This is a genomic window from Dechloromonas hankyongensis (assembly GCF_022012295.1).
Lineage (GTDB): Bacteria > Pseudomonadota > Gammaproteobacteria > Burkholderiales > Rhodocyclaceae > Azonexus > Azonexus hankyongensis.
In genome coordinates this window covers 1-16,565 of sequence record NZ_JAKLTN010000007.1, presented here as the reverse complement: position 1 = coordinate 16,565, position 16,565 = coordinate 1, and the positions used below count along the sequence as shown (strand labels likewise).

Here is a 16,565-nt window from a genome sequence, read left to right as displayed (position 1 = left end):
TCCTACTGGCCGCGCAGGAAGAGCTTGTCGAGCTGGTCCAGGGTCAGTTCGGTCCATGTCGGCCGGCCATGGTTGCACTGCCCGGCGCGCTCGGTTTCCTCCATCTGGCGCAGCAGGGCGTTCATTTCCGGTACGGTGAGCTGGCGGCGGGCGCGCACGGCGCCGTGGCAGGCCATGGTGGCGAGCAGTTCGTTGCGCCGCGCCGTGGCCAGCTGCGTGATGCCATGCTCGCGCAGTTCGGCGATCAACGAACGGGCCAGCGCCGCCGGGTCGCCGGACTGCAGCAGGGCCGGCACGCTGCGCACGCCGAGCTGGTTGGGGCCGAGCGGGGCGATGTCGAAACCGAGATCGCGCAGCGCTTCGCTGTGCTCCTCGACGGCTGCGATGTCGAGCGGATCGGCCGAGAAGACGGCCGGGATCAGCAGATTTTGGGTAGCGATCTGGCGATTATCGAAAGCCGCCTTCAGCTTTTCGTACAGGATGCGTTCGTGGGCGGCGTGCATGTCGATCAGGATCAGGCCGCGGGCATTCTGGGCCAGCACATAAATGCCGTGCAGTTGGGCCAGCGCATAGCCGAGCGGCGGCGCTTCCTGGCTGGCGCTTTCAGTCGGCTGGAACTGCGGCATGGCTTCCGGGCGTGGGGCCGGCGCCTGGCCGACGCTCTGCGCGGCTCGGGCGAAGGCCAAGTAGGCAGCGGCAGCCGGTTCGGCGACGCCGAGGCTGGCCTGGCGGGGGGCTTCCCAGTGGGGCGTGCGCTGGCTGTAGGCGAGTGCCGTTGCCGGGGCATGGGCTACGGTGGTCGCCATTTCCGCGTGTTGTGGCACTTCGGTCGCCAGCGACGGCGCGGTTTCGGCCCGGACGGGCGCCGCCAGCGTGCGCTGGATGGCATGGAAGACGAACTGGTGCACGGCGCGCGAATCGCGGAAGCGGACTTCGGTCTTGGCCGGATGGACATTGACGTCGACCAGCGCCGGATCGATGTTCAGGAACAGGCAGACGGCCGGCTGGCGGCTGCCGTGCAGCACGTCACGGTAGGCTTCGCGCAGGGCATGGCCGATGATCTTATCGCGCACGAAACGGCCGTTGACGAAGACGTACTGGCCGTCCTTGGCATCGGTGGCGCGCGTCGGGTCGATGGCGAAGCCGGCCAGGGTCAGTGGCCCAGACACGGCTTCGATATTGCGGGCGGCACCGATGAATTCCTCGCCGAGGATGTCGGCGATGCGCCGGCCGGCATCGGCCGGGGCCAGTTGGAACAGGCTGCGCCCGTTGTGGGTCAGGCTGAGCGCCACGTCCGGCCGGGTCAGGGCCAGGCGGCGTACGGCGTCGGCGCAGTGGGCGAATTCGGTGCTTTCCGACTTCAGGAACTTGCGGCGGGCCGGGGTGTTGAAATACAGGTCCCGCATTTCGACCACCGTGCCGGCCATCAGGGCCGCCGGTTCCGGTTCGGCCGCCGGCTCGCCGCGCAGCTTCCAGGCATGGCTGGCGCCGCGTTCGCGGCTAGTCAGGCTGAGGCGGGCAACCGATGCGACCGAAGCCAGCGCCTCGCCGCGAAAGCCGAGAGTGCCGACCCGTTCCAGGTCGTCAAGGCTGGTGATCTTGGATGTCGCATGCCGGGTCAGGGCCAAGGCCAGTTCGTCCTTGGCGATGCCGCAACCGTCGTCGGTAATGCGGATCAGCTTGACGCCGCCCTCCTCGAGATGGACCTGGATGGCCTTGCTGCCTGCGTCGAGGCTGTTTTCGAGAAGTTCCTTGAGGACGGAGGCAGGTCTTTCGACCACTTCGCCAGCCGCAATCTGGCTGATCAGGAGGTCGGGGAGGCGGGCGATGGTCGGCATGGGCGGATTATAATGCGGCCTTCTCCAAAGCCCGGCCCGCCGCATGGAACTGCTGACCCAATTCATCGACATCGTCCTTCACCTCGACAAGCATCTGGCGGTCATGGTGCAGCAGTACGGGCTGTGGATCTACGGCATCCTGTTCTTCATCGTCTTCGCCGAGACAGGCTTCGTGGTCACCCCCTTCCTGCCCGGCGATTCGCTGCTCTTCGTGGCCGGTGCGCTGGCCGCAATCGGCGAGGGCGGCATGGATATCGCCACGCTGATCGGCGTACTGAGCGTGGCGGCGGTGCTCGGCAACACGGTCAATTACCAGATCGGGCGCTTTCTCGGTCCCAAGGTCTTCCACTGGGAAAACTCCCGTTTCTTCAACCGCGACGCGCTGGTCAAGACCCACGCCTTCTATGAAAAGCACGGCGGCAAGACCCTGGTCATTTCCCGCTTCCTGCCTCTGTTCCGCACCTTCGCCCCGTTCGTCGCCGGCATCGGTTCGATGAGCTACGCCCGCTTCACGCTGTTCAACCTCATCGGTGCGCTGGGCTGGGTGGTTTCGCTATGCCTGGCCGGCTACTGGCTGGGCAACATCCCGTGGGTCAAGGCCAACCTGTCGCTGATCATCGTCGGCATCATCGTCTTTTCGCTGGTTCCCGTCGGCATCGGCTACGTGAAGAGCAAGGCCGCCTGATGCGCGGACTGGCCGTCCTCCTCGCCCTGATCCTGGCGGCGGCCTGCTCGACGAAGCTGGGCAAGGACGGGCGCAGCGATACGACGGTCGATGTCAAATACCTGGCCAAGACCGAGATCGATCGCATCGCCGACACCAATCGCAGCGAGGTGGTCGATAGCCTGCTGCTGATCGCCGACAAGCTCTACAAGCGCAATCCCAAGGAGTGGAAAAAGGCCGGCCAGCCCAGCCGCGAGGCCGCCCTGGAGCGCTTGCGGACACGCCACTATCAGCGCTGGCCGGAACTGAACGGCCTGCGCGAAGGGCAGGCGGCGTCGCTCGCCTTCAATGAGGCCTACACCGGCGACCGGGTCGCTGCCCTGATGTTCGGGCTGTTGACCATGGTCGACGCCGCCTACGAGCACAAGGAGGAGTTCTACATCCTCGACAGCCTCAACGAAACCAAGCTCTACAATTCGGCACGCAACATGGACGTCGCGGTGTGGAAGCTCGGCCACGACCGTAATGCCGCCGGCGAACTGTTCCTGCTCTCCAACGAACTCGACCCGGCTAACCGCAACCTGTCCTTCGAACGCGAATTCGGCCGTGTCATGGGCCTGCTCGACTTCATGGCCAAGGTCGTCGCCGACCGCAACGGCCGCGGCCTTTCCCGGCTGACCCAGACCGTGGTCAGCACCATTTTCCTACCGGTGAGTTTTTTGAAATGAAGAATATCGTCATCCTGATTTCCGGCCGCGGCAGCAACATGGAGGCGTTGATCGCCGCCCGCGATGCCGGCAATCTGCCCGTCAACATCGCTGCCGTGATCAGCAACCGGCCCGATGCCCTGGGTCTGGAGACGGCGGCGAAAGCCGGTATCGCCACCCATTACATCGACCACAAGGCCTTCGCCGGGCGCGAAGCCTTCGACGCCGCGCTGGCCGAGTGCATCGACGGCTTTTCCCCCGACCTGGTGGTGCTCGCCGGCTTCATGCGCATCCTGAGCGAAGGTTTCGTGCGCCATTACGAAGGGCGACTGATGAACATCCACCCCTCGCTGCTGCCATCCTTCCCCGGCCTGCACACCCACCAGCGGGCGCTGGAGGAAGGGGTGCGCATCCACGGGTGCACCGTCCATTTCGTGACGCCGACGCTGGATCACGGCCCAGTCATCATCCAAGCCGCCGTGCCGGTCCTCGATGGTGATAGTGAAGCCAGCCTGGCGGCGCGCATCCTGGTCCAGGAGCACAAGATCTATCCGCAGGCCGTGCGCTGGTTTGCCGAGGACAAGCTGACTCTGGACAAGGGCCGGGTGCGGCTGGCGGCCGAGCTGGCCGACGGTGCTGCCTTCATCTCGCCGGTGCTGCGCTAGGTCTTCATGCCGATCGCCATCGTCCTGGCGCTGGCGGCTTCGCTGGGCATCCACGCCGCCACCCTGTTCGGGACCGATGTTGAACTGTTCGGCGGCGCCACGGACGAGCCAGTTACCCTTCACGCCGAACTGCAGCCGCCGCCTGCTGCCAAGGCACCGGCCGACAGCAAGCCGGAGTCCAAACCGCCAGTCAGGCCACGACCCAAGGCAAAACCGGCGCCGCTGGTCCGCGCCAAGCCGAGCCCGACTGCCCCGACCACGCCGGTCGAACCCGAAGTTCCGGTGCCGGTCGACGAGTCAACGGCGGAGCCGGCTACGGCTGACGCTGCCAAACCGCCGCCGGAACCGGTCAAGCCTCTGCTGCCGGCCCATGGCGTCATCCGCTTCATCATCTGCATGGGAACCAGCGGTTTCCAGATCGGCCGCGCCGAGCATCGCTGGGAGTTTACCGAGGACGGCCACTACCGGCTGTACGGCGTGACCGAAACCAGCGGTCTGGCTGCCTTGTTCAAGACCGTCCGCTTCGAGAACGAAAGCCGCGGGCGCCTGGTAGCCGGCGGCCTGCAGCCCGAACACTACCTGAGCCGGAAAAACGGCAAGGACGCCAACGAGAATGCCGATTTCGACTGGTCGTCGCCGCAGGTCCTGCTCTCGCGCGACGGCCAGGTGCGGCCGATACTGCCCGGTACCCAGGACATCCTGTCCCTGAACTACCACCTCGCCTACGTCCGCCAGCCGGAATCGGGTGCCACGCTCGGGGTGGTTACCGGCAAGAAATACGAGCGCTACGCCCTCGATTCGCTCGGCGAGGAAGAGATTGACACGCCGGCCGGCCGCTTTCGCACCCTGCACCTGCGCGCCATGACCGATAGCGTCACGGAAATCTGGCTGGCGCTCGACCATCATCGTTTGCCGGTTAAAATACGTTTTACCGACAAGAAAGGCGACGTTTTCGAACAGATCGCCACCGAATTAGGAACTCCATGAAAGCCCGCTTCACCCCAGCCCTCTTCGCCCACGCCGAGGCCGTTCTCGGCCAGTTGCTGCGTTTCGATCATCCGGCCGATGCTGTCGTGTCGCGCTATTTCCGCGAGCATCGCCAACTCGGCCATGCCGATCGGGCCTTCGTCGCCGAGACGGTATTTGCCGTGCTGCGCCGAGGGCGGAGCATCGAAGCGCGCTGTGCCGGCCAACTGTCCGACCGTCGCCGCCTGCTCGCCACGCTGGCCCTGGTGCGCGGCTGGAGCCAGCGCGAACTGGCGCCGGTACTCAAGGCTAGCGAAGAGGAATGGCTGGCCGCCGCCAAGGCCATGCCGGAAGCCGAGCTGCCGCCGGCCGTTCGCTGCGACCTGCCGGAATGGCTGTACGCACGCCTCGAGCAGCAGTTCGGGGCCGACGAAACGCTGGCTCTGGCCCGGGCGATGAACCAGTCGGCGCCGCTCGACCTGCGCGTCAATACGCTGAAGGCCGACCGCGAGACGGTGCTCGCGAAACTGGCGGCCGACGATATCACCGCGGCACCCGGTGCCTTGTCTCCGCTCGCTGTCCGCTTGCGCGACAAGCCGGCGCTGGCCAAGCATCCGCTCTTCCTGGATGGCGCTTTCGAGGTGCAAGACGAGGGCAGCCAGTTGCTCGGTTTCCTGCTCGAACCGAAACGCGGCGAAATGGTCGTCGATTTCTGCGCCGGCGCTGGCGGCAAAACCCTGCTGCTCGGCGCGCTGATGCGCAATACTGGCCGCCTCTATGCCTTCGACGTGTCCGACAAGCGCCTGGTTAACCTGAAACCGCGTCTGGCCCGTTCTGGCCTGTCCAATGTCCATCCGGGCCGCATCGAGCACGAGCGCGACCAGAAGATCAAGCGCCTGGCCGGCAAGGCCGACCGCGTACTGGTCGATGCGCCGTGTTCCGGTCTCGGCACGCTGCGTCGCAACCCGGACCTGAAATGGCGGCAGAATGAGACCTCGGTGACCGAGCTGACCGTCAAGCAGGCCTCGATACTCGAAGCGGCGGCGACGCTGGTCCGGCCCGGCGGCCGCCTGGTCTATGCCACGTGCAGCCTGCTCAGTGCCGAAAACGACGCCATCGTCGGTGCCTTCCTCGACAAGCACCCCGAATTCACGCTGCTGCCGGCTTCCGCTGTGCTGGCCAGGCAAGGCATCGCCTGCGACGGCGACGTGCTGCGCCTGCTGCCGCATAAGCACAATACCGACGGCTTCTTTGCCGCGGCGCTGGAACGCAAGGCATGAACGAGAAAAGCCAGGCCCTGCGCCTGATCAACGACCTGCTGGACGATGTCCGCGATCCGGGCTTCATCTGGCAGGTCGTCGCGCTGGTCGCCTGCATCGGCTCGGCGCTGTTGATCGCCCGCTGGTGGCACAGCCGTCACGAAGAGGGGGCGGGGCGCTTGTCCGATGCCGGTGCCCGTCTGGTTTTTCCGCTGACCGGCATGCTGCTGACCGGGGTGGCGCTGGGTACCCTCGGGTCCTTCATGCGCCTCAACCTGCTCAAGCTGGCCATGCCCCTGCTCGGTTCGCTGGCCCTGGTGCGCGGCGTCGTTTTCGTGCTGCGCCAGGCTTTCCCGCGTGCCACCTGGCTCACCGCCTGGGAGCGCATCATCGCGGTCACAGTATGGGGCTGGCTGGCCCTCTACATCACCGATCTGGCGCCCTTCGTCATCGATGCGATGGAGAGCGTGCAGTTCCACGTCGGCAAGCAGCAGGTCGACCTGTGGACCGTGCTGCGCGGCATCGCCACCATTTTCCTGACGGTCGTCTTTGCGCTGTGGATTGCCGGCGTGATCGAGGCTAGGCTGATGCGCGTCCAGACGCTGGACGCCAACCTGCGCATCGTCGGGGTGCGGGTTGCCAAGGCGGCGCTGACCGTGGTGGCCATCCTGACCAGCCTGGCGCTGGTCGGCATAGACATGACCGCGCTGTCGGTATTCACCGGCGCGCTCGGCGTCGGTCTCGGCTTCGGTCTGCAGAAGATCGCCAGCAACTACGTGTCCGGCTTCATCATCCTGCTCGATCGTTCCATCCGCATCGGCAACATCGTGCAAGTCGGCAGCGACAGCGGCGAGGTGACGCAGATCACGACGCGCTATACGGTGCTCAAGCATCCGGGCGGCAGCGAGTACATCGTGCCGAACGAAACGCTGATCGGCTCGACGGTCCAGAACCAGACTTATTCCAATACCCGGATACGGCTGGCGACAAGCGTTGGCGTCGCCTACGACAGCGACCTCGACCTGGCCTGCCGCCTAATGACCGAGGTGGCGCAGGCCCATCCCCGAGCGATGGACGATCCGGCACCCAAGGTCTTCCTGGCACAGTTCGCCGACAGCGCCATCAATCTCGAACTTGGCTTCTGGATCGACGATCCCGAGGAGGGCAAGGGCAATATCGTTTCCGATGTCAATTTCGCCATCTGGCGCGCCTTTAAGGAACACGGTATCGCGATCCCGTTTCCGCAGCGCGAAGTGCGTCTGATTCCCGGTGCATAAGCCCTCCAGGCGGTGTGGACCTAGCCTTTATCCTAGGTTCAAATTTGTCAAATTTTGTTAAAATGCGCGCCGGCCACAGATGTTTAAACGGAGTGACCGCGGGCTAGCCAGGATCGTCTTGGAGCCGGCTTGTTGAATGGATGCCGTGAATACCAAGACTCTCCTTTCCGCGCTGTTTTCTCCGCGTTTGCCTGTGCTGCTGGGCGTCGCGATGGCTTGTCCGGCGCAGGCAGACGAAGAGGATGTCTTCTTCTCCAGCCTGCCCGTCGTCGCTTCCGTCAGTCGTTTGCCCCAGCAGCTTTCCGAAACGCCGGCGTCGGTCACGGTCATCGACCAGGAAATGATTCGCGCCTCGGGTATGCGCACGGTGGAGGATCTGCTGCGTCTGGTACCCGGTTTCCAGGTCACTTCGCACAACCAGGATCCGGCCATCGTCGCCTATCACGGGTTGAGCTACGGCTTGTCCAGCGAAGAATACGGGCCGCGCGTGCAGGTGCTGGTCGATGGCCGCTCGCAGTATTCGCCGCTGTTCAAGTCCGGCGTCAATTGGAACCTGTTGCCGGTGGCGCTGGAGAATATCGAGCGCATCGAGGTCATTCGCGGTTCGAACACCATTTCCTATGGTTCCAACGCCTTCATGGGCGTGGTCAATATCATCACGACCGATCCGGCCCTGACCAAGGGCTGGACGGTGTCGGCCAACCACGGCAACAACGGGATACGCGACGAAGTCCTGCGCTGGGGCGGCAGTGTCGGCGACGCCAACGTCCGTTTCACGGCGCGCTCGTTCCAGGACGACGGCTTCCAGTATGGTTTCTATAGCAACCAGTGGGTCGCTTCTCCGGATAACCGCCAGTCGCAGCTGTTCGACCTGCGGGCCGACATTCCGCTGAGCGACCGCGACGAACTGCAACTGACCGGTACCTTTGCCCGCGACATGTCGCAGTACGGCCGTCCGGATCGTCCGACGTCCGATCCGATCCGCAATCTGGAGCAGTCGTCGACCGCCTTCAATGTCCTCTGGCGGCGCACGCTATCGGCCAAGGAAGACATCAAGCTGCGCTACGGCTATACCGAAGACTGGGCCTACTCGCTGGCCCTGCGCGGCGTCAGTTTCAACACCAATCGTGTGGCGCCGGCGTCGGTAGCATTTCAGCTGCCGATCGATCCGGGCGGGCGTTCCAAGCAGCATGAACTCGAATTCGAGCATCTCCTGGCACCGCTACAAAATCTGCGCCTGATGTGGGGCAGTGGACTGAAATCGACCGCCGTGCAATCCGTTGCGCAATTCTCGTCGCTCGACCGGAAAGGCCGGTTTGCCTATCGCGTGTTCGGCAATATGGAATATCGCCCGGTCGACCCTGTGATCTTCAATCTGGGGGCGAGTTACGAACATGACAACATTACCGGCGGCATGTTCGATCCGCGCACCAGCGTCAACGTGCACATCGCGCCCGGCCATACCCTGCGCCTGGCGGCTTCGCGGGCTCACCGCAACCCGAGTTTGTACGAGACGTCGGGGTATGCGCAAACGCGGGATTCTTACGGTACCAACCCCACCAATCTGACCGATGTCATCTATTACGCGCAAGGCGTGCGGCCGGAACGTATCGATACGGTCGAACTGGGCTATCTGGCCGAGTTGAAGCCGATCCGTGCCACGGCGGACGTTCGGGTGTTCAGCGAATGGATTCCGAACTATATCCAGATATTGCCGCTGGCTTTGCCGACGAACACGCCGGACGACAAGGAGTCCAACGGGCTGCGGAACAATGCGGTCAATTTCGCCATTTATCCCAATGGCCGGGCGGATTCGGCAGCCAATATCGAAAATGTCCACATCCACGGCTATGAATACCAGCTCGATTGGCGACCGTTCGATTCTACCCGCTTAATGTACGGCAATGCGCTGGTTTGCGTGGCCGCTGATTTCACGGATGTTTCGCGGATCGCCGACGATTTCAACAATGTGCCGAAAATCGTCCGCCAGACCCGCGACTCGGCACCGACCCACTCGCAGTCGGCCATGCTGATCCAGAAGCTGCCCTACGACGTGACCGCATCGGTCATGTACTTCCGGGCTTCGCCGATGCGCTGGCGCCGTAACGACGACAATCCGATCGATGCCAGCGAGCGTATCGACTGGCGTCTGGCCAAGGGCTTCCGCCTTGGCCCGATGGGCGGCGAGCTGGCCTACATTTCGCAGATGGTCAATGAGCAGCAGCAGGGCCGGACCATCAATCGCCTGGCTGACCGCGTGCACTGGCTGTCGCTGCGCGTCAATTTCTGATCGCCCGCCGGCAGCCTGCAAAAAAAGACCCCGCCACGAGGGCGGGGTAACAGGGAGGTCTCGAATCGGGGGAAATTCGAGAGGAGGGTAATCAGTACGGTGATGCGGCGGTTCAGCCCTTTTTGCGGTGCTTCAACAAGACGCGGGCGATGGCGATGATGCCGCCGGCGGCGATGGCGGCAATGGCCGCCTTGACCGGTTCGGCTTGGCCTTCGGCCAGCCAGTCGTAACCCGTGATGCCGACGAAGACGCCGAGCGATTCACTGACCGGCAGGTTGTCCACAAAGGCCATCAGCGATCCTTGCGGACGGGAATGGTGGCCAGGGCAGGTTGCACGGGCGCCAGCTCGAACAGGTAGCGGCGGGCGGCTTCGATAAATTGCTTGATGTTCATTTTCATTTCCTCGTCATCCTCTTGGCGGGCTTTGTTTTCCGACATGCCTCGCATTCTAGAGAGGCCGGCGCCGGGCGTCTGTTGCGTCAGCGTTGCGCCGAGGTAACGGGTTTTGATCTTCTGTGACGCTTTGTAACAGGGCCGGAAATGGCCTACTGGTGGGCTTTCCAGGTCAGCGTGAAGCGTGCTCCACCGAGCGGCGAGGCATCGGCCGTGGCTGTGCCGCCATGCAGTTCGAGTACCCGGCGGGCGATGGCCAGGCCGAGGCCGTAACCGCCGGTTGAACGGTCGCGCGAGCGGTCGAGGCGGGTAAAGGCCGAGAAGACATGTTCGCGTTCTTCCGGCGGGATACCGATGCCGTCGTCGTCGACGTTGATGCGGATGTCCTCGCCGACCATCTCTGCATTGACCGAGATGTGCTTGCTGGCGTACTTGAAGGCGTTGCGCAGCAGGTTGCGCAGGGCGTAGGGCATGGCCTTGCGGTCGAGGTCGATGTGCAGGTGGTCCGGCAGGCGTGTCGTATCGACGGTCACTGCCAGCTGGCGGCCGAGCAGGCGGACGGAATCGACCTCGTCGGTCAGCCATTCGGCGAACTTGACGCTGGAGAAGTGCGGTTCCGGCGCCTCGCGTTCGAAGCGGGCGTAGGTCAGGCTGGTATCGATCAACTGGTCGAGTTCGTCGAGATCGGCTTCCATCATCGCCCACAGGCGTTCGCGCTCCGCGCGTTCGTCGGTTTCGGTGAGCATTTCCAGGGCGAAACGCATGCGGGCGATCGGCGTGCGCAGTTCATGCGAGATGCCGCAGGACAGTTCGCGATGGGTGGCGAGCAGTTGGCGGATGCGATCGGCCATGCTGTTCATCGTGTCGGACAGGGGGGCGAAGAGCTGGGTTCTGGCAGCGGGTGAGCGGGAATCGAAATGGCCGTCGCCGAGGTCGCGGGCGGTCTGGCGCAAGGCTTCCAGGTCGCGCCACACGGGGCGTATCCAGAACCACAGGGCAATGGCGAAGATGACGCCGATCAGACTCCAGGTCAGCAGGCGCAGGCGCAGCTCGAGCGGCAGGCGGTCGGTCAGTTCGGGATTGCGGCTGGAGGCGAGCGGGCCGACGACCAACACCTGGCTGGAGGTGCCGAGGCGGTGGTACATGATGTCGCCGTCGTGGTCGATGGCGATGTCGCCGGCGTCCAGTTTGTTGACCTGCGCCGGGGTCAGGGTGCGGTCGAGCGAAATGCGTTCGACGATGCCCAGGCTGTATGAGAACTTGTCGTCGATCTCGCCGATCCGCCTTTGCCATTCGCGGCGCGGATGGCGGAACAGTTCGTCCTCGATCAGCGTAATGGTGCCGCGCATGAAGCGGCGGGCATAGTCGTCGGTAATGCCGCGCTGCGCCGTCGAAATGACGAAATCGGCGGTGAAGGCGATCGCCACGAAGGAGCCCATGGCCAGCAGGTAGAAGTTGAAGAACAGCCGCGACAGGCTGTAGCGGCTGCCCCGCCAGCGCGGCAGCGAGACCCGGAACAGCGAACGGGCCAGCCCCTGGTTTTGTTCCTTGGCCGGCTTCTCTTCGGCTGGCGAGTCAGTTCCAGTCATGTTTGCTGAACAGATAGCCTTTGCCGCGCACGGTCTTGATGCGGGTCGGATTGTCCGGGTCGTCGTTCAATTTCTTGCGCAACCGGGAGATGCGGGCGTCGATGGAGCGGTCCAGGCCGTCGAAGCCGATGCCGCGCAGTTCCTGCAGCAGGTCGTCGCGCGACAGGACATTGCCGGCGTGTGTGGCGAGCAGCCACAGCAAGTCGAACTCGGCCGTCGTCAGATCGATGGTCTCGCCGGCCAGGGAGGCGGTGCGTGTCGCCTGGCTGATCCGGAACTGGCCGAAGACCATGTTGTCCGCTTCGCCGGCCGGGGCGTCGCCAGGCGTGGGCAGGCGGCGGAGCAGGGCCTTGATGCGGGCGAGCAGGACGCGCGGCTGGACCGGCTTGGCGATGTAGTCGTCGGCGCCCATCTCGAGGCCGAGAATCTGGTCGAAATCCTCGTCGCGGGCGGTCAGCATCAGGATCACGCCGCGGTACTGGGTGCGCACGGCGCGGCACACTTCAAAGCCGTCCTTGCCGGGGAGCATGACGTCGAGTATGACCAGGTCGGGTTGTTCAGCCAGGATGCGCGTCTCGGCGACATCGCCGCGCGGTTCGATGGAGACTTCCAGGTCATTCTTGGTGAGGTATTCGGCGGTAAGTTCAGCCAGCCGTTCGTCGTCTTCGACAAGGAGGATGCGTGTATTCATCCGCCAATCTTAACGGTCAGCCGGGCCGTGGTCCACCATGCCCGGGCCAAACGGATGTTCTCCGCTCGACGGTGCGGCGCAGCTCTGGCTTAGAATGCGTGCTGGTTAATTTTTGGAAGCTGCCGATGATGTGGTCGAGAGTGCCCGTGCGGGCGTGGTTTGCGACGTTGGGATTGGGTTGCCTCGGTCTGGTGGCCGTGGGCATGGAGCTGCAGAGCTTGTTGCGCCTGGCGCCTTGTCCGCTGTGCATTTTCCAGCGCCTGCTCTATATGGTGATCGGTGTGATCGGCCTGCTCGGCTGGGCTGTGCCGGCCGGACGCCTGCTCTGGTCGGCGCTGACCGTCGGCCTGGCGGGGCTGGGTTTCGGCGTGGCGGCCTATCAGACGTGGATGCAGGCTTACCCGCACCTCGCTCCGGAGTGCAGCTTTACCGATCCGAACGCCATCGAGAGCCTGGTCGACTGGTTAGGCATGCAGATGCCCTCCCTGTTCCTGGCCACCGGCTTCTGCACCAGTCGGGACTGGGAATTCCTCGGCATGTCGATGGCCAACTGGTCGGTCGTCATCTTTGCCGGCATCGTGGTTTATGCCGCTCTGCTTTTCCGGAGCAAATTCCGGAACTGAAAAAACAAAACCCGCCGAAAGGCGGGTTTGTCGAATGCCGGAGTCAGCTGAATTACTTCAGCTTAACTTCCTTGTAAGCGACGTGCTTACGGGCCTTCGGATCGTACTTCATGAACTCCAGTTTTTCAGGCGTCGTGCGCTTGTTCTTGGAGGTGGTATAGAAGTGTCCGGTACCAGCTGTAGATTCCAGCTTGATCTTTTCGCGACCGCCTTTAGCCATTTTTCGTATCCTTCCTTAATCAGACTTCGCCGCGGGCACGCAGATCGGCCAGAACGACTTCGATGCCCTTCTTGTCGATGATGCGCAGGCCGGCGTTGGAAACGCGCAGGCGCACGAAGCGGTTTTCAGTTTCGACCCAGAAACGACGATACTGCAGGTTCGGCAGGAAGCGGCGCTTCGTTTTGTTGTTGGCGTGGGATACGTTGTTCCCAACCATCGGGGCTTTACCCGTTACTTGGCAGACTCGCGCCATGATGGTGCTCCAGAATTCGCTAGAAGAAAGCCCGTGAGTATAACCAAAAGTCCCGAATGGGATCAAGGGGTTTCTGCATTTTCATAACAAGCCGCGCTCGGCAAACGATAGCGGCAGGGTGGTACCGGCGACGATGAAATGGTCGAGAACTTTGACATCGACCATGGCCAGGGCTTCCTTCAATGAGCGGGTGAGCATTTCGTCGGCCCTGGACGGTTCGGCTACACCGGAGGGGTGATTATGCGCCAGGATAACGGCGGCTGCATTATGAGACAGCGCTGCCTTGACTACCTCTCTTGGGTAAACAGATGTCTGGGTCAGCGAACCGGTGAATAATTCCTCGGCTTTGAGCAGGCGGTTCTGCGCATCCAGCCACAGGGCCATGAAGATTTCCTGCGGCCGGTGAGCGAGTTTCAGGCGCAACCAGTCGCGCACCTTGCCGGGAGATGTGAAGTTGTCGCGACTGCCCATTTCCTGCGACAAGGCACGACGGGCCAGTTCGAAGCTGGCCTTCAACTGGGCGGCCTTGGCCATGCCGATGCCGGACACGCTGGCCAGTTCTTTCAGCGAGGCTTCGACCAGCACGCCGAGCTTGCCGTCGAAGCGGTTCAGCAGATCGCGTGCCAGGTCGACGGCACTCTTGCCACGCACCCCGACGCGTAAATAGATGGCCAGCAGTTCGGCATCGGAGAGTGCCGCCGGGCCGTGGGCGAGTAGTCGCTCGCGCGGTCGTTCGCCTTCCGGCCAGTCGGTGATCGCCATTTTCTTTCCAAGAGTAGAATGTGCAGAATCGAATTCTAACGGTAAGACAATGGAATTAAATGGTAAGCGCATCGTCCTCGGCGTGACCGGCGGGATTGCCGCCTATAAGGCGGCCGAACTGGTTCGCCTGCTGGGCAAGCAGGGGGCCGACGTCCAGGTGGCGATGACCGAAGGGGCGACGCATTTCGTGACGGCAACCACCTTCCAGGCGCTGTCCGGCCAGCCCGTCTATCTCGACCAGTGGGACGCACGTATGCCGAACGCCATGGCGCACATCGACCTGTCGCGCTCCGCTGATTTGATTGTGGTCGCGCCGGCTTCCGCCGATTTCCTGGCCCGCATTGCCCACGGCATGGCCGACGATCTGCTGGCGACCATGGTCTTGGCCCGCGACTGCCCGCTGCTTGTCGCCCCGGCCATGAACCGCCAGATGTGGGAAAACCCGGCGACCCGGCGCAATGTCAGCCAGCTGCAGGCTGACGGCGTGCAGATGCTCGGTCCGGCCAGCGGCGAGCAGGCCTGCGGCGAAATTGGCGCCGGCCGCATGCTGGAGCCGGAGGAAATCGTCGAGGAGGTCGTTGCCTTCTTCGCGCCCAAGGTTCTGGCCGGCCGCAAGGTGCTGATCACGGCCGGGCCGACCTTCGAAGCCATCGATCCGGTGCGCGGCATCACCAACCTGTCGTCCGGGCGCATGGGCTATGCCGTGGCCCGTGCCGCGCGGCAGGCCGGCGCCGCGGTGACGCTGGTCTCCGGACCGGTCGATCTGGCGGTGCCGCAAGGCGTCGAGCGGGTCAAAGTGCGGAGTGCGCTCGACATGCATGCGGCCGTGATGGCCCGCGCGGCAGGGTCGGATGTCTTCGTCGGCGTGGCGGCGGTGGCCGATTACCGTGTGAACAATGCCGCCGAGCACAAGCTGAAGAAGGACACCGGCGGTATTCCGCCGATCGAGCTGATCGAGAACCCGGACATCCTGGCCGAAGTTGCCGCTTTGAAGAACGGTCCGTTCTGCGTCGGGTTCGCGGCGGAGAGCCGCAATCTGGAAGAGTATGCGCAGACCAAGCGGCGCAAGAAGAATATCCCGCTGATCGCCGGCAACCTGATCCAGGATGGCTTCGGCGGTGACGACAACCGGCTGGTGCTGTTCGACGACCATGGCTCGCATCCGCTGACGCCGGCGCCCAAATCCGTACTCGCTCGCCAGCTGGTCGAGCATATTGCCCAATTGTTAACAGGAAAAATGTAATGCACCGTATCGACGTCAAGATTCTCGACACCCGTTTGCGCGACAACCCGCCGCACTACGCTACACCCGGCTCGGCCGGTCTTGATCTGCGCGCCTGTATTGACGGCCCGCTGCATGTCGAACCGGGGCAGACCACGCTGGTGCCGACCGGCATGGCGATTCATCTGGCCGATCCGGGGCTGGCGGCGATGATCCTGCCGCGCTCCGGCCTGGGTCATAAGCACGGCATCGTGCTCGGCAACCTGGTCGGCCTGATCGACAGCGACTATCAAGGCGAACTAATGGTTTCGGTGTGGAATCGCGGCCACGCTGCATTCACGCTGAATCCGCTGGATCGCATCGCGCAACTGGTGGTCGTCCCGGTGCTGCAGGTCGGTTTCAACGTGGTGGACGATTTCGACGCCAGCCATCGCGGCGAGGGGGGCTTCGGTAGCACCGGCAAGTCCTGATGCGCCGTCTGGTCGTGCTGCTGGCCGCTTGCTGCGCCCCATTGGCACAGGCGGCCGGCGATGCCTCGCTGATGCAGCGCGGCGAAGAGCAGGTGATGGGCACCTGTTTTCTGTGCCATGGCGTTACCGGGAACAGTTCCGGCAAGCTCTATCCGGAGCTGGCCGGGCAGAACGAAGCCTACTTGCTCGAACAGCTACGCCATTTCAAGGCCGGGGCGCGCGACAGCAGCGACATGCGCAAGGTCGTCGCCGACATGAGCGATGACGATATGCGCGCTGCCGCGCATTTCTTCAGTCGTCAGCCGCCGGGTCGTGATAACCCGGCCTCTGGCGACAGGCGAGCGTTGAACGAGTCGACGCCCAGGCTTTGATCGGCTTAAGGCGCCGATCGCTCCTCATCCCCACTAACTGATAGACGTCATCCCGCGCAAGCGGGAATGACGTTTTGGGGGAAGCGATTCCCGTCTTACCCCATTGCCTTGAGATGCTGAATGATCTCCCCGGCCATCGGCTGGGCATCGCCATAGAGCATGCGGCAGTTGTCGGTATAGAACAGGGCGTTCTCGACGCCGGAGTAGCCGGTGCCTTTCCCGCGCTTGATCACGATCACGTTCTGCGCCATGTCGGCGTTCAGAATCGGCATACCGTAGATCGGGCTCGCCTTGTCGGTGCGGGT

At 63.6% G+C, this 16,565-nt stretch carries 20 protein-coding genes; 11 read left to right on the top strand and 9 right to left on the bottom strand.

The annotated features are described in order from the left end of the window. Positions 1-2 precede the first annotated feature (2 nt). Positions 3-1,838, bottom strand: coding sequence for a DNA mismatch repair endonuclease MutL (mutL, locus tag LZ012_RS18490; protein WP_275712418.1), 1,836 nt, complete (start codon positions 1,836-1,838; stop codon positions 3-5). A 43-nt stretch (positions 1,839-1,881) separates the two neighbouring features. Here mutL and LZ012_RS18485 point away from each other — a divergent pair, with 43 nt between their 5' ends. The 7 genes from LZ012_RS18485 (at position 1,882) to LZ012_RS18455 (ending at position 9,666) form a co-directional block, all read left to right on the top strand. Next, on the top strand, positions 1,882-2,523 hold the full coding sequence (locus LZ012_RS18485; protein ID WP_275712417.1) for a DedA family protein: 642 nt from the start codon (positions 1,882-1,884) through the stop codon (positions 2,521-2,523). After that, positions 2,523-3,230 (top strand): hypothetical protein, encoded by a 708-nt coding sequence (locus tag LZ012_RS18480; RefSeq protein ID WP_275712415.1) that lies wholly within the window; start codon positions 2,523-2,525, stop codon positions 3,228-3,230. The genes LZ012_RS18485 and LZ012_RS18480 overlap by 1 nt, the downstream gene beginning before the upstream one ends. Further along, positions 3,227-3,874 (top strand): phosphoribosylglycinamide formyltransferase, encoded by a 648-nt coding sequence (purN, locus tag LZ012_RS18475; RefSeq protein WP_275712413.1) that lies wholly within the window; start codon positions 3,227-3,229, stop codon positions 3,872-3,874. The genes LZ012_RS18480 and purN overlap by 4 nt, the downstream gene beginning before the upstream one ends. Before the next feature lie 6 nt (positions 3,875-3,880). Then, positions 3,881-4,861 carry a DUF3108 domain-containing protein gene (locus LZ012_RS18470; protein ID WP_275712412.1) on the top strand — a complete coding sequence of 327 codons (981 nt, stop codon included), beginning with the start codon at positions 3,881-3,883 and terminating at the stop codon, positions 4,859-4,861. Then, a complete protein-coding gene (locus LZ012_RS18465; RefSeq protein WP_275712410.1) occupies positions 4,858-6,120 on the top strand; it encodes an RsmB/NOP family class I SAM-dependent RNA methyltransferase in 1,263 nt (420 codons plus the stop codon). The genes LZ012_RS18470 and LZ012_RS18465 overlap by 4 nt, the downstream gene beginning before the upstream one ends. Continuing rightward, a complete protein-coding gene (locus LZ012_RS18460) occupies positions 6,117-7,376 on the top strand; it encodes a mechanosensitive ion channel family protein (protein ID WP_275712408.1) in 1,260 nt (419 codons plus the stop codon). Before LZ012_RS18465 ends, LZ012_RS18460 begins: the two co-directional genes overlap by 4 nt. A 145-nt stretch (positions 7,377-7,521) precedes the next feature. Further along, on the top strand, positions 7,522-9,666 hold the full coding sequence (locus LZ012_RS18455; protein WP_275712406.1) for a TonB-dependent receptor plug domain-containing protein: 2,145 nt from the start codon (positions 7,522-7,524) through the stop codon (positions 9,664-9,666). A 112-nt stretch (positions 9,667-9,778) separates the two neighbouring features. Here LZ012_RS18455 and LZ012_RS18450 read toward each other — a convergent pair whose 3' ends face one another. From LZ012_RS18450 to LZ012_RS18435, 4 genes are all read right to left on the bottom strand, one after another. Further along, positions 9,779-9,958, bottom strand: a complete 180-nt coding sequence (locus LZ012_RS18450; RefSeq protein ID WP_275712404.1) for a hypothetical protein — start codon at positions 9,956-9,958, stop codon at positions 9,779-9,781. Continuing rightward, positions 9,958-10,104, bottom strand: coding sequence for a hypothetical protein (locus LZ012_RS18445; protein ID WP_275712403.1), 147 nt, complete (start codon positions 10,102-10,104; stop codon positions 9,958-9,960). The genes LZ012_RS18450 and LZ012_RS18445 overlap by 1 nt, the downstream gene beginning before the upstream one ends. A 107-nt stretch (positions 10,105-10,211) precedes the next feature. Then, a complete protein-coding gene (locus LZ012_RS18440; protein ID WP_275712402.1) occupies positions 10,212-11,648 on the bottom strand; it encodes an ATP-binding protein in 1,437 nt (478 codons plus the stop codon). After that, positions 11,635-12,339: a winged helix-turn-helix domain-containing protein gene (locus tag LZ012_RS18435; protein WP_275712401.1), complete on the bottom strand. Its 705-nt coding sequence runs from the start codon at positions 12,337-12,339 to the stop codon at positions 11,635-11,637. The genes LZ012_RS18440 and LZ012_RS18435 overlap by 14 nt, the downstream gene beginning before the upstream one ends. Before the next feature lie 125 nt (positions 12,340-12,464). On the opposite strand from LZ012_RS18435, the gene LZ012_RS18430 reads away from it, so the two are divergent. After that, positions 12,465-12,962, top strand: coding sequence for a disulfide bond formation protein B (locus LZ012_RS18430; RefSeq protein WP_275712400.1), 498 nt, complete (start codon positions 12,465-12,467; stop codon positions 12,960-12,962). Positions 12,963-13,014: 52 nt separating this feature from the next. Here LZ012_RS18430 and rpmG read toward each other — a convergent pair whose 3' ends face one another. The 3 genes from rpmG to radC form a co-directional block, all read right to left on the bottom strand. Continuing rightward, positions 13,015-13,182 carry a 50S ribosomal protein L33 gene (gene rpmG / locus LZ012_RS18425; protein WP_011288870.1) on the bottom strand — a complete coding sequence of 56 codons (168 nt, stop codon included), beginning with the start codon at positions 13,180-13,182 and terminating at the stop codon, positions 13,015-13,017. Positions 13,183-13,201: 19 nt separating this feature from the next. Beyond that, positions 13,202-13,435, bottom strand: coding sequence for a 50S ribosomal protein L28 (gene rpmB / locus LZ012_RS18420; RefSeq protein WP_150429468.1), 234 nt, complete (start codon positions 13,433-13,435; stop codon positions 13,202-13,204). 81 nt (positions 13,436-13,516) lie between these two features. Next, positions 13,517-14,197, bottom strand: coding sequence for a RadC family protein (gene radC, locus LZ012_RS18415; RefSeq protein WP_275712398.1), 681 nt, complete (start codon positions 14,195-14,197; stop codon positions 13,517-13,519). A 49-nt stretch (positions 14,198-14,246) separates the two neighbouring features. Between radC and coaBC the strand changes: the two genes are divergently transcribed. The 3 genes from coaBC to LZ012_RS18400 are packed head-to-tail and all read left to right on the top strand — an operon-like array spanning position 14,247 to position 16,260. Continuing rightward, the gene (gene coaBC, locus LZ012_RS18410) at positions 14,247-15,440 is read left to right on the top strand and encodes a bifunctional phosphopantothenoylcysteine decarboxylase/phosphopantothenate--cysteine ligase CoaBC (RefSeq protein ID WP_275712397.1); all 1,194 of its coding nucleotides are present in this window, start codon (positions 14,247-14,249) and stop codon (positions 15,438-15,440) included. Then, positions 15,440-15,889: a dUTP diphosphatase gene (dut, locus tag LZ012_RS18405; protein WP_275712396.1), complete on the top strand. Its 450-nt coding sequence runs from the start codon at positions 15,440-15,442 to the stop codon at positions 15,887-15,889. Before coaBC ends, dut begins: the two co-directional genes overlap by 1 nt. Continuing rightward, on the top strand, positions 15,889-16,260 hold the full coding sequence (locus LZ012_RS18400) for a c-type cytochrome (RefSeq protein WP_275712395.1): 372 nt from the start codon (positions 15,889-15,891) through the stop codon (positions 16,258-16,260). The genes dut and LZ012_RS18400 overlap by 1 nt, the downstream gene beginning before the upstream one ends. Positions 16,261-16,355: 95 nt before the next feature. Here LZ012_RS18400 and LZ012_RS18395 read toward each other — a convergent pair. Continuing rightward, the coding region (locus LZ012_RS18395) for an NAD(P)(+) transhydrogenase (Re/Si-specific) subunit beta (protein WP_275712394.1) at positions 16,356-16,565 on the bottom strand (210 nt) is incomplete at its 5' end.

Coding starts and splice junctions, on each gene's coding strand:
- mutL (WP_275712418.1), bottom strand. CDS start 1,838: ATGCCGACCATCGCCCGCCTCCCCGACCTCCTGATCAGCCAGATTGCG.
- LZ012_RS18485 (WP_275712417.1), top strand. CDS start 1,882: ATGGAACTGCTGACCCAATTCATCGACATCGTCCTTCACCTCGACAAG.
- LZ012_RS18480 (WP_275712415.1), top strand. CDS start 2,523: ATGCGCGGACTGGCCGTCCTCCTCGCCCTGATCCTGGCGGCGGCCTGC.
- purN (WP_275712413.1), top strand. CDS start 3,227: ATGAAGAATATCGTCATCCTGATTTCCGGCCGCGGCAGCAACATGGAG.
- LZ012_RS18470 (WP_275712412.1), top strand. CDS start 3,881: ATGCCGATCGCCATCGTCCTGGCGCTGGCGGCTTCGCTGGGCATCCAC.
- LZ012_RS18465 (WP_275712410.1), top strand. CDS start 4,858: ATGAAAGCCCGCTTCACCCCAGCCCTCTTCGCCCACGCCGAGGCCGTT.
- LZ012_RS18460 (WP_275712408.1), top strand. CDS start 6,117: ATGAACGAGAAAAGCCAGGCCCTGCGCCTGATCAACGACCTGCTGGAC.
- LZ012_RS18450 (WP_275712404.1), bottom strand. CDS start 9,958: ATGGCCTTTGTGGACAACCTGCCGGTCAGTGAATCGCTCGGCGTCTTC.
- LZ012_RS18445 (WP_275712403.1), bottom strand. CDS start 10,104: ATGTCGGAAAACAAAGCCCGCCAAGAGGATGACGAGGAAATGAAAATG.
- LZ012_RS18440 (WP_275712402.1), bottom strand. CDS start 11,648: ATGACTGGAACTGACTCGCCAGCCGAAGAGAAGCCGGCCAAGGAACAA.
- LZ012_RS18435 (WP_275712401.1), bottom strand. CDS start 12,339: ATGAATACACGCATCCTCCTTGTCGAAGACGACGAACGGCTGGCTGAA.
- LZ012_RS18430 (WP_275712400.1), top strand. CDS start 12,465: ATGATGTGGTCGAGAGTGCCCGTGCGGGCGTGGTTTGCGACGTTGGGA.
- rpmG (WP_011288870.1), bottom strand. CDS start 13,182: ATGGCTAAAGGCGGTCGCGAAAAGATCAAGCTGGAATCTACAGCTGGT.
- rpmB (WP_150429468.1), bottom strand. CDS start 13,435: ATGGCGCGAGTCTGCCAAGTAACGGGTAAAGCCCCGATGGTTGGGAAC.
- radC (WP_275712398.1), bottom strand. CDS start 14,197: ATGGCGATCACCGACTGGCCGGAAGGCGAACGACCGCGCGAGCGACTA.
- coaBC (WP_275712397.1), top strand. CDS start 14,247: ATGGAATTAAATGGTAAGCGCATCGTCCTCGGCGTGACCGGCGGGATT.
- dut (WP_275712396.1), top strand. CDS start 15,440: ATGCACCGTATCGACGTCAAGATTCTCGACACCCGTTTGCGCGACAAC.
- LZ012_RS18400 (WP_275712395.1), top strand. CDS start 15,889: ATGCGCCGTCTGGTCGTGCTGCTGGCCGCTTGCTGCGCCCCATTGGCA.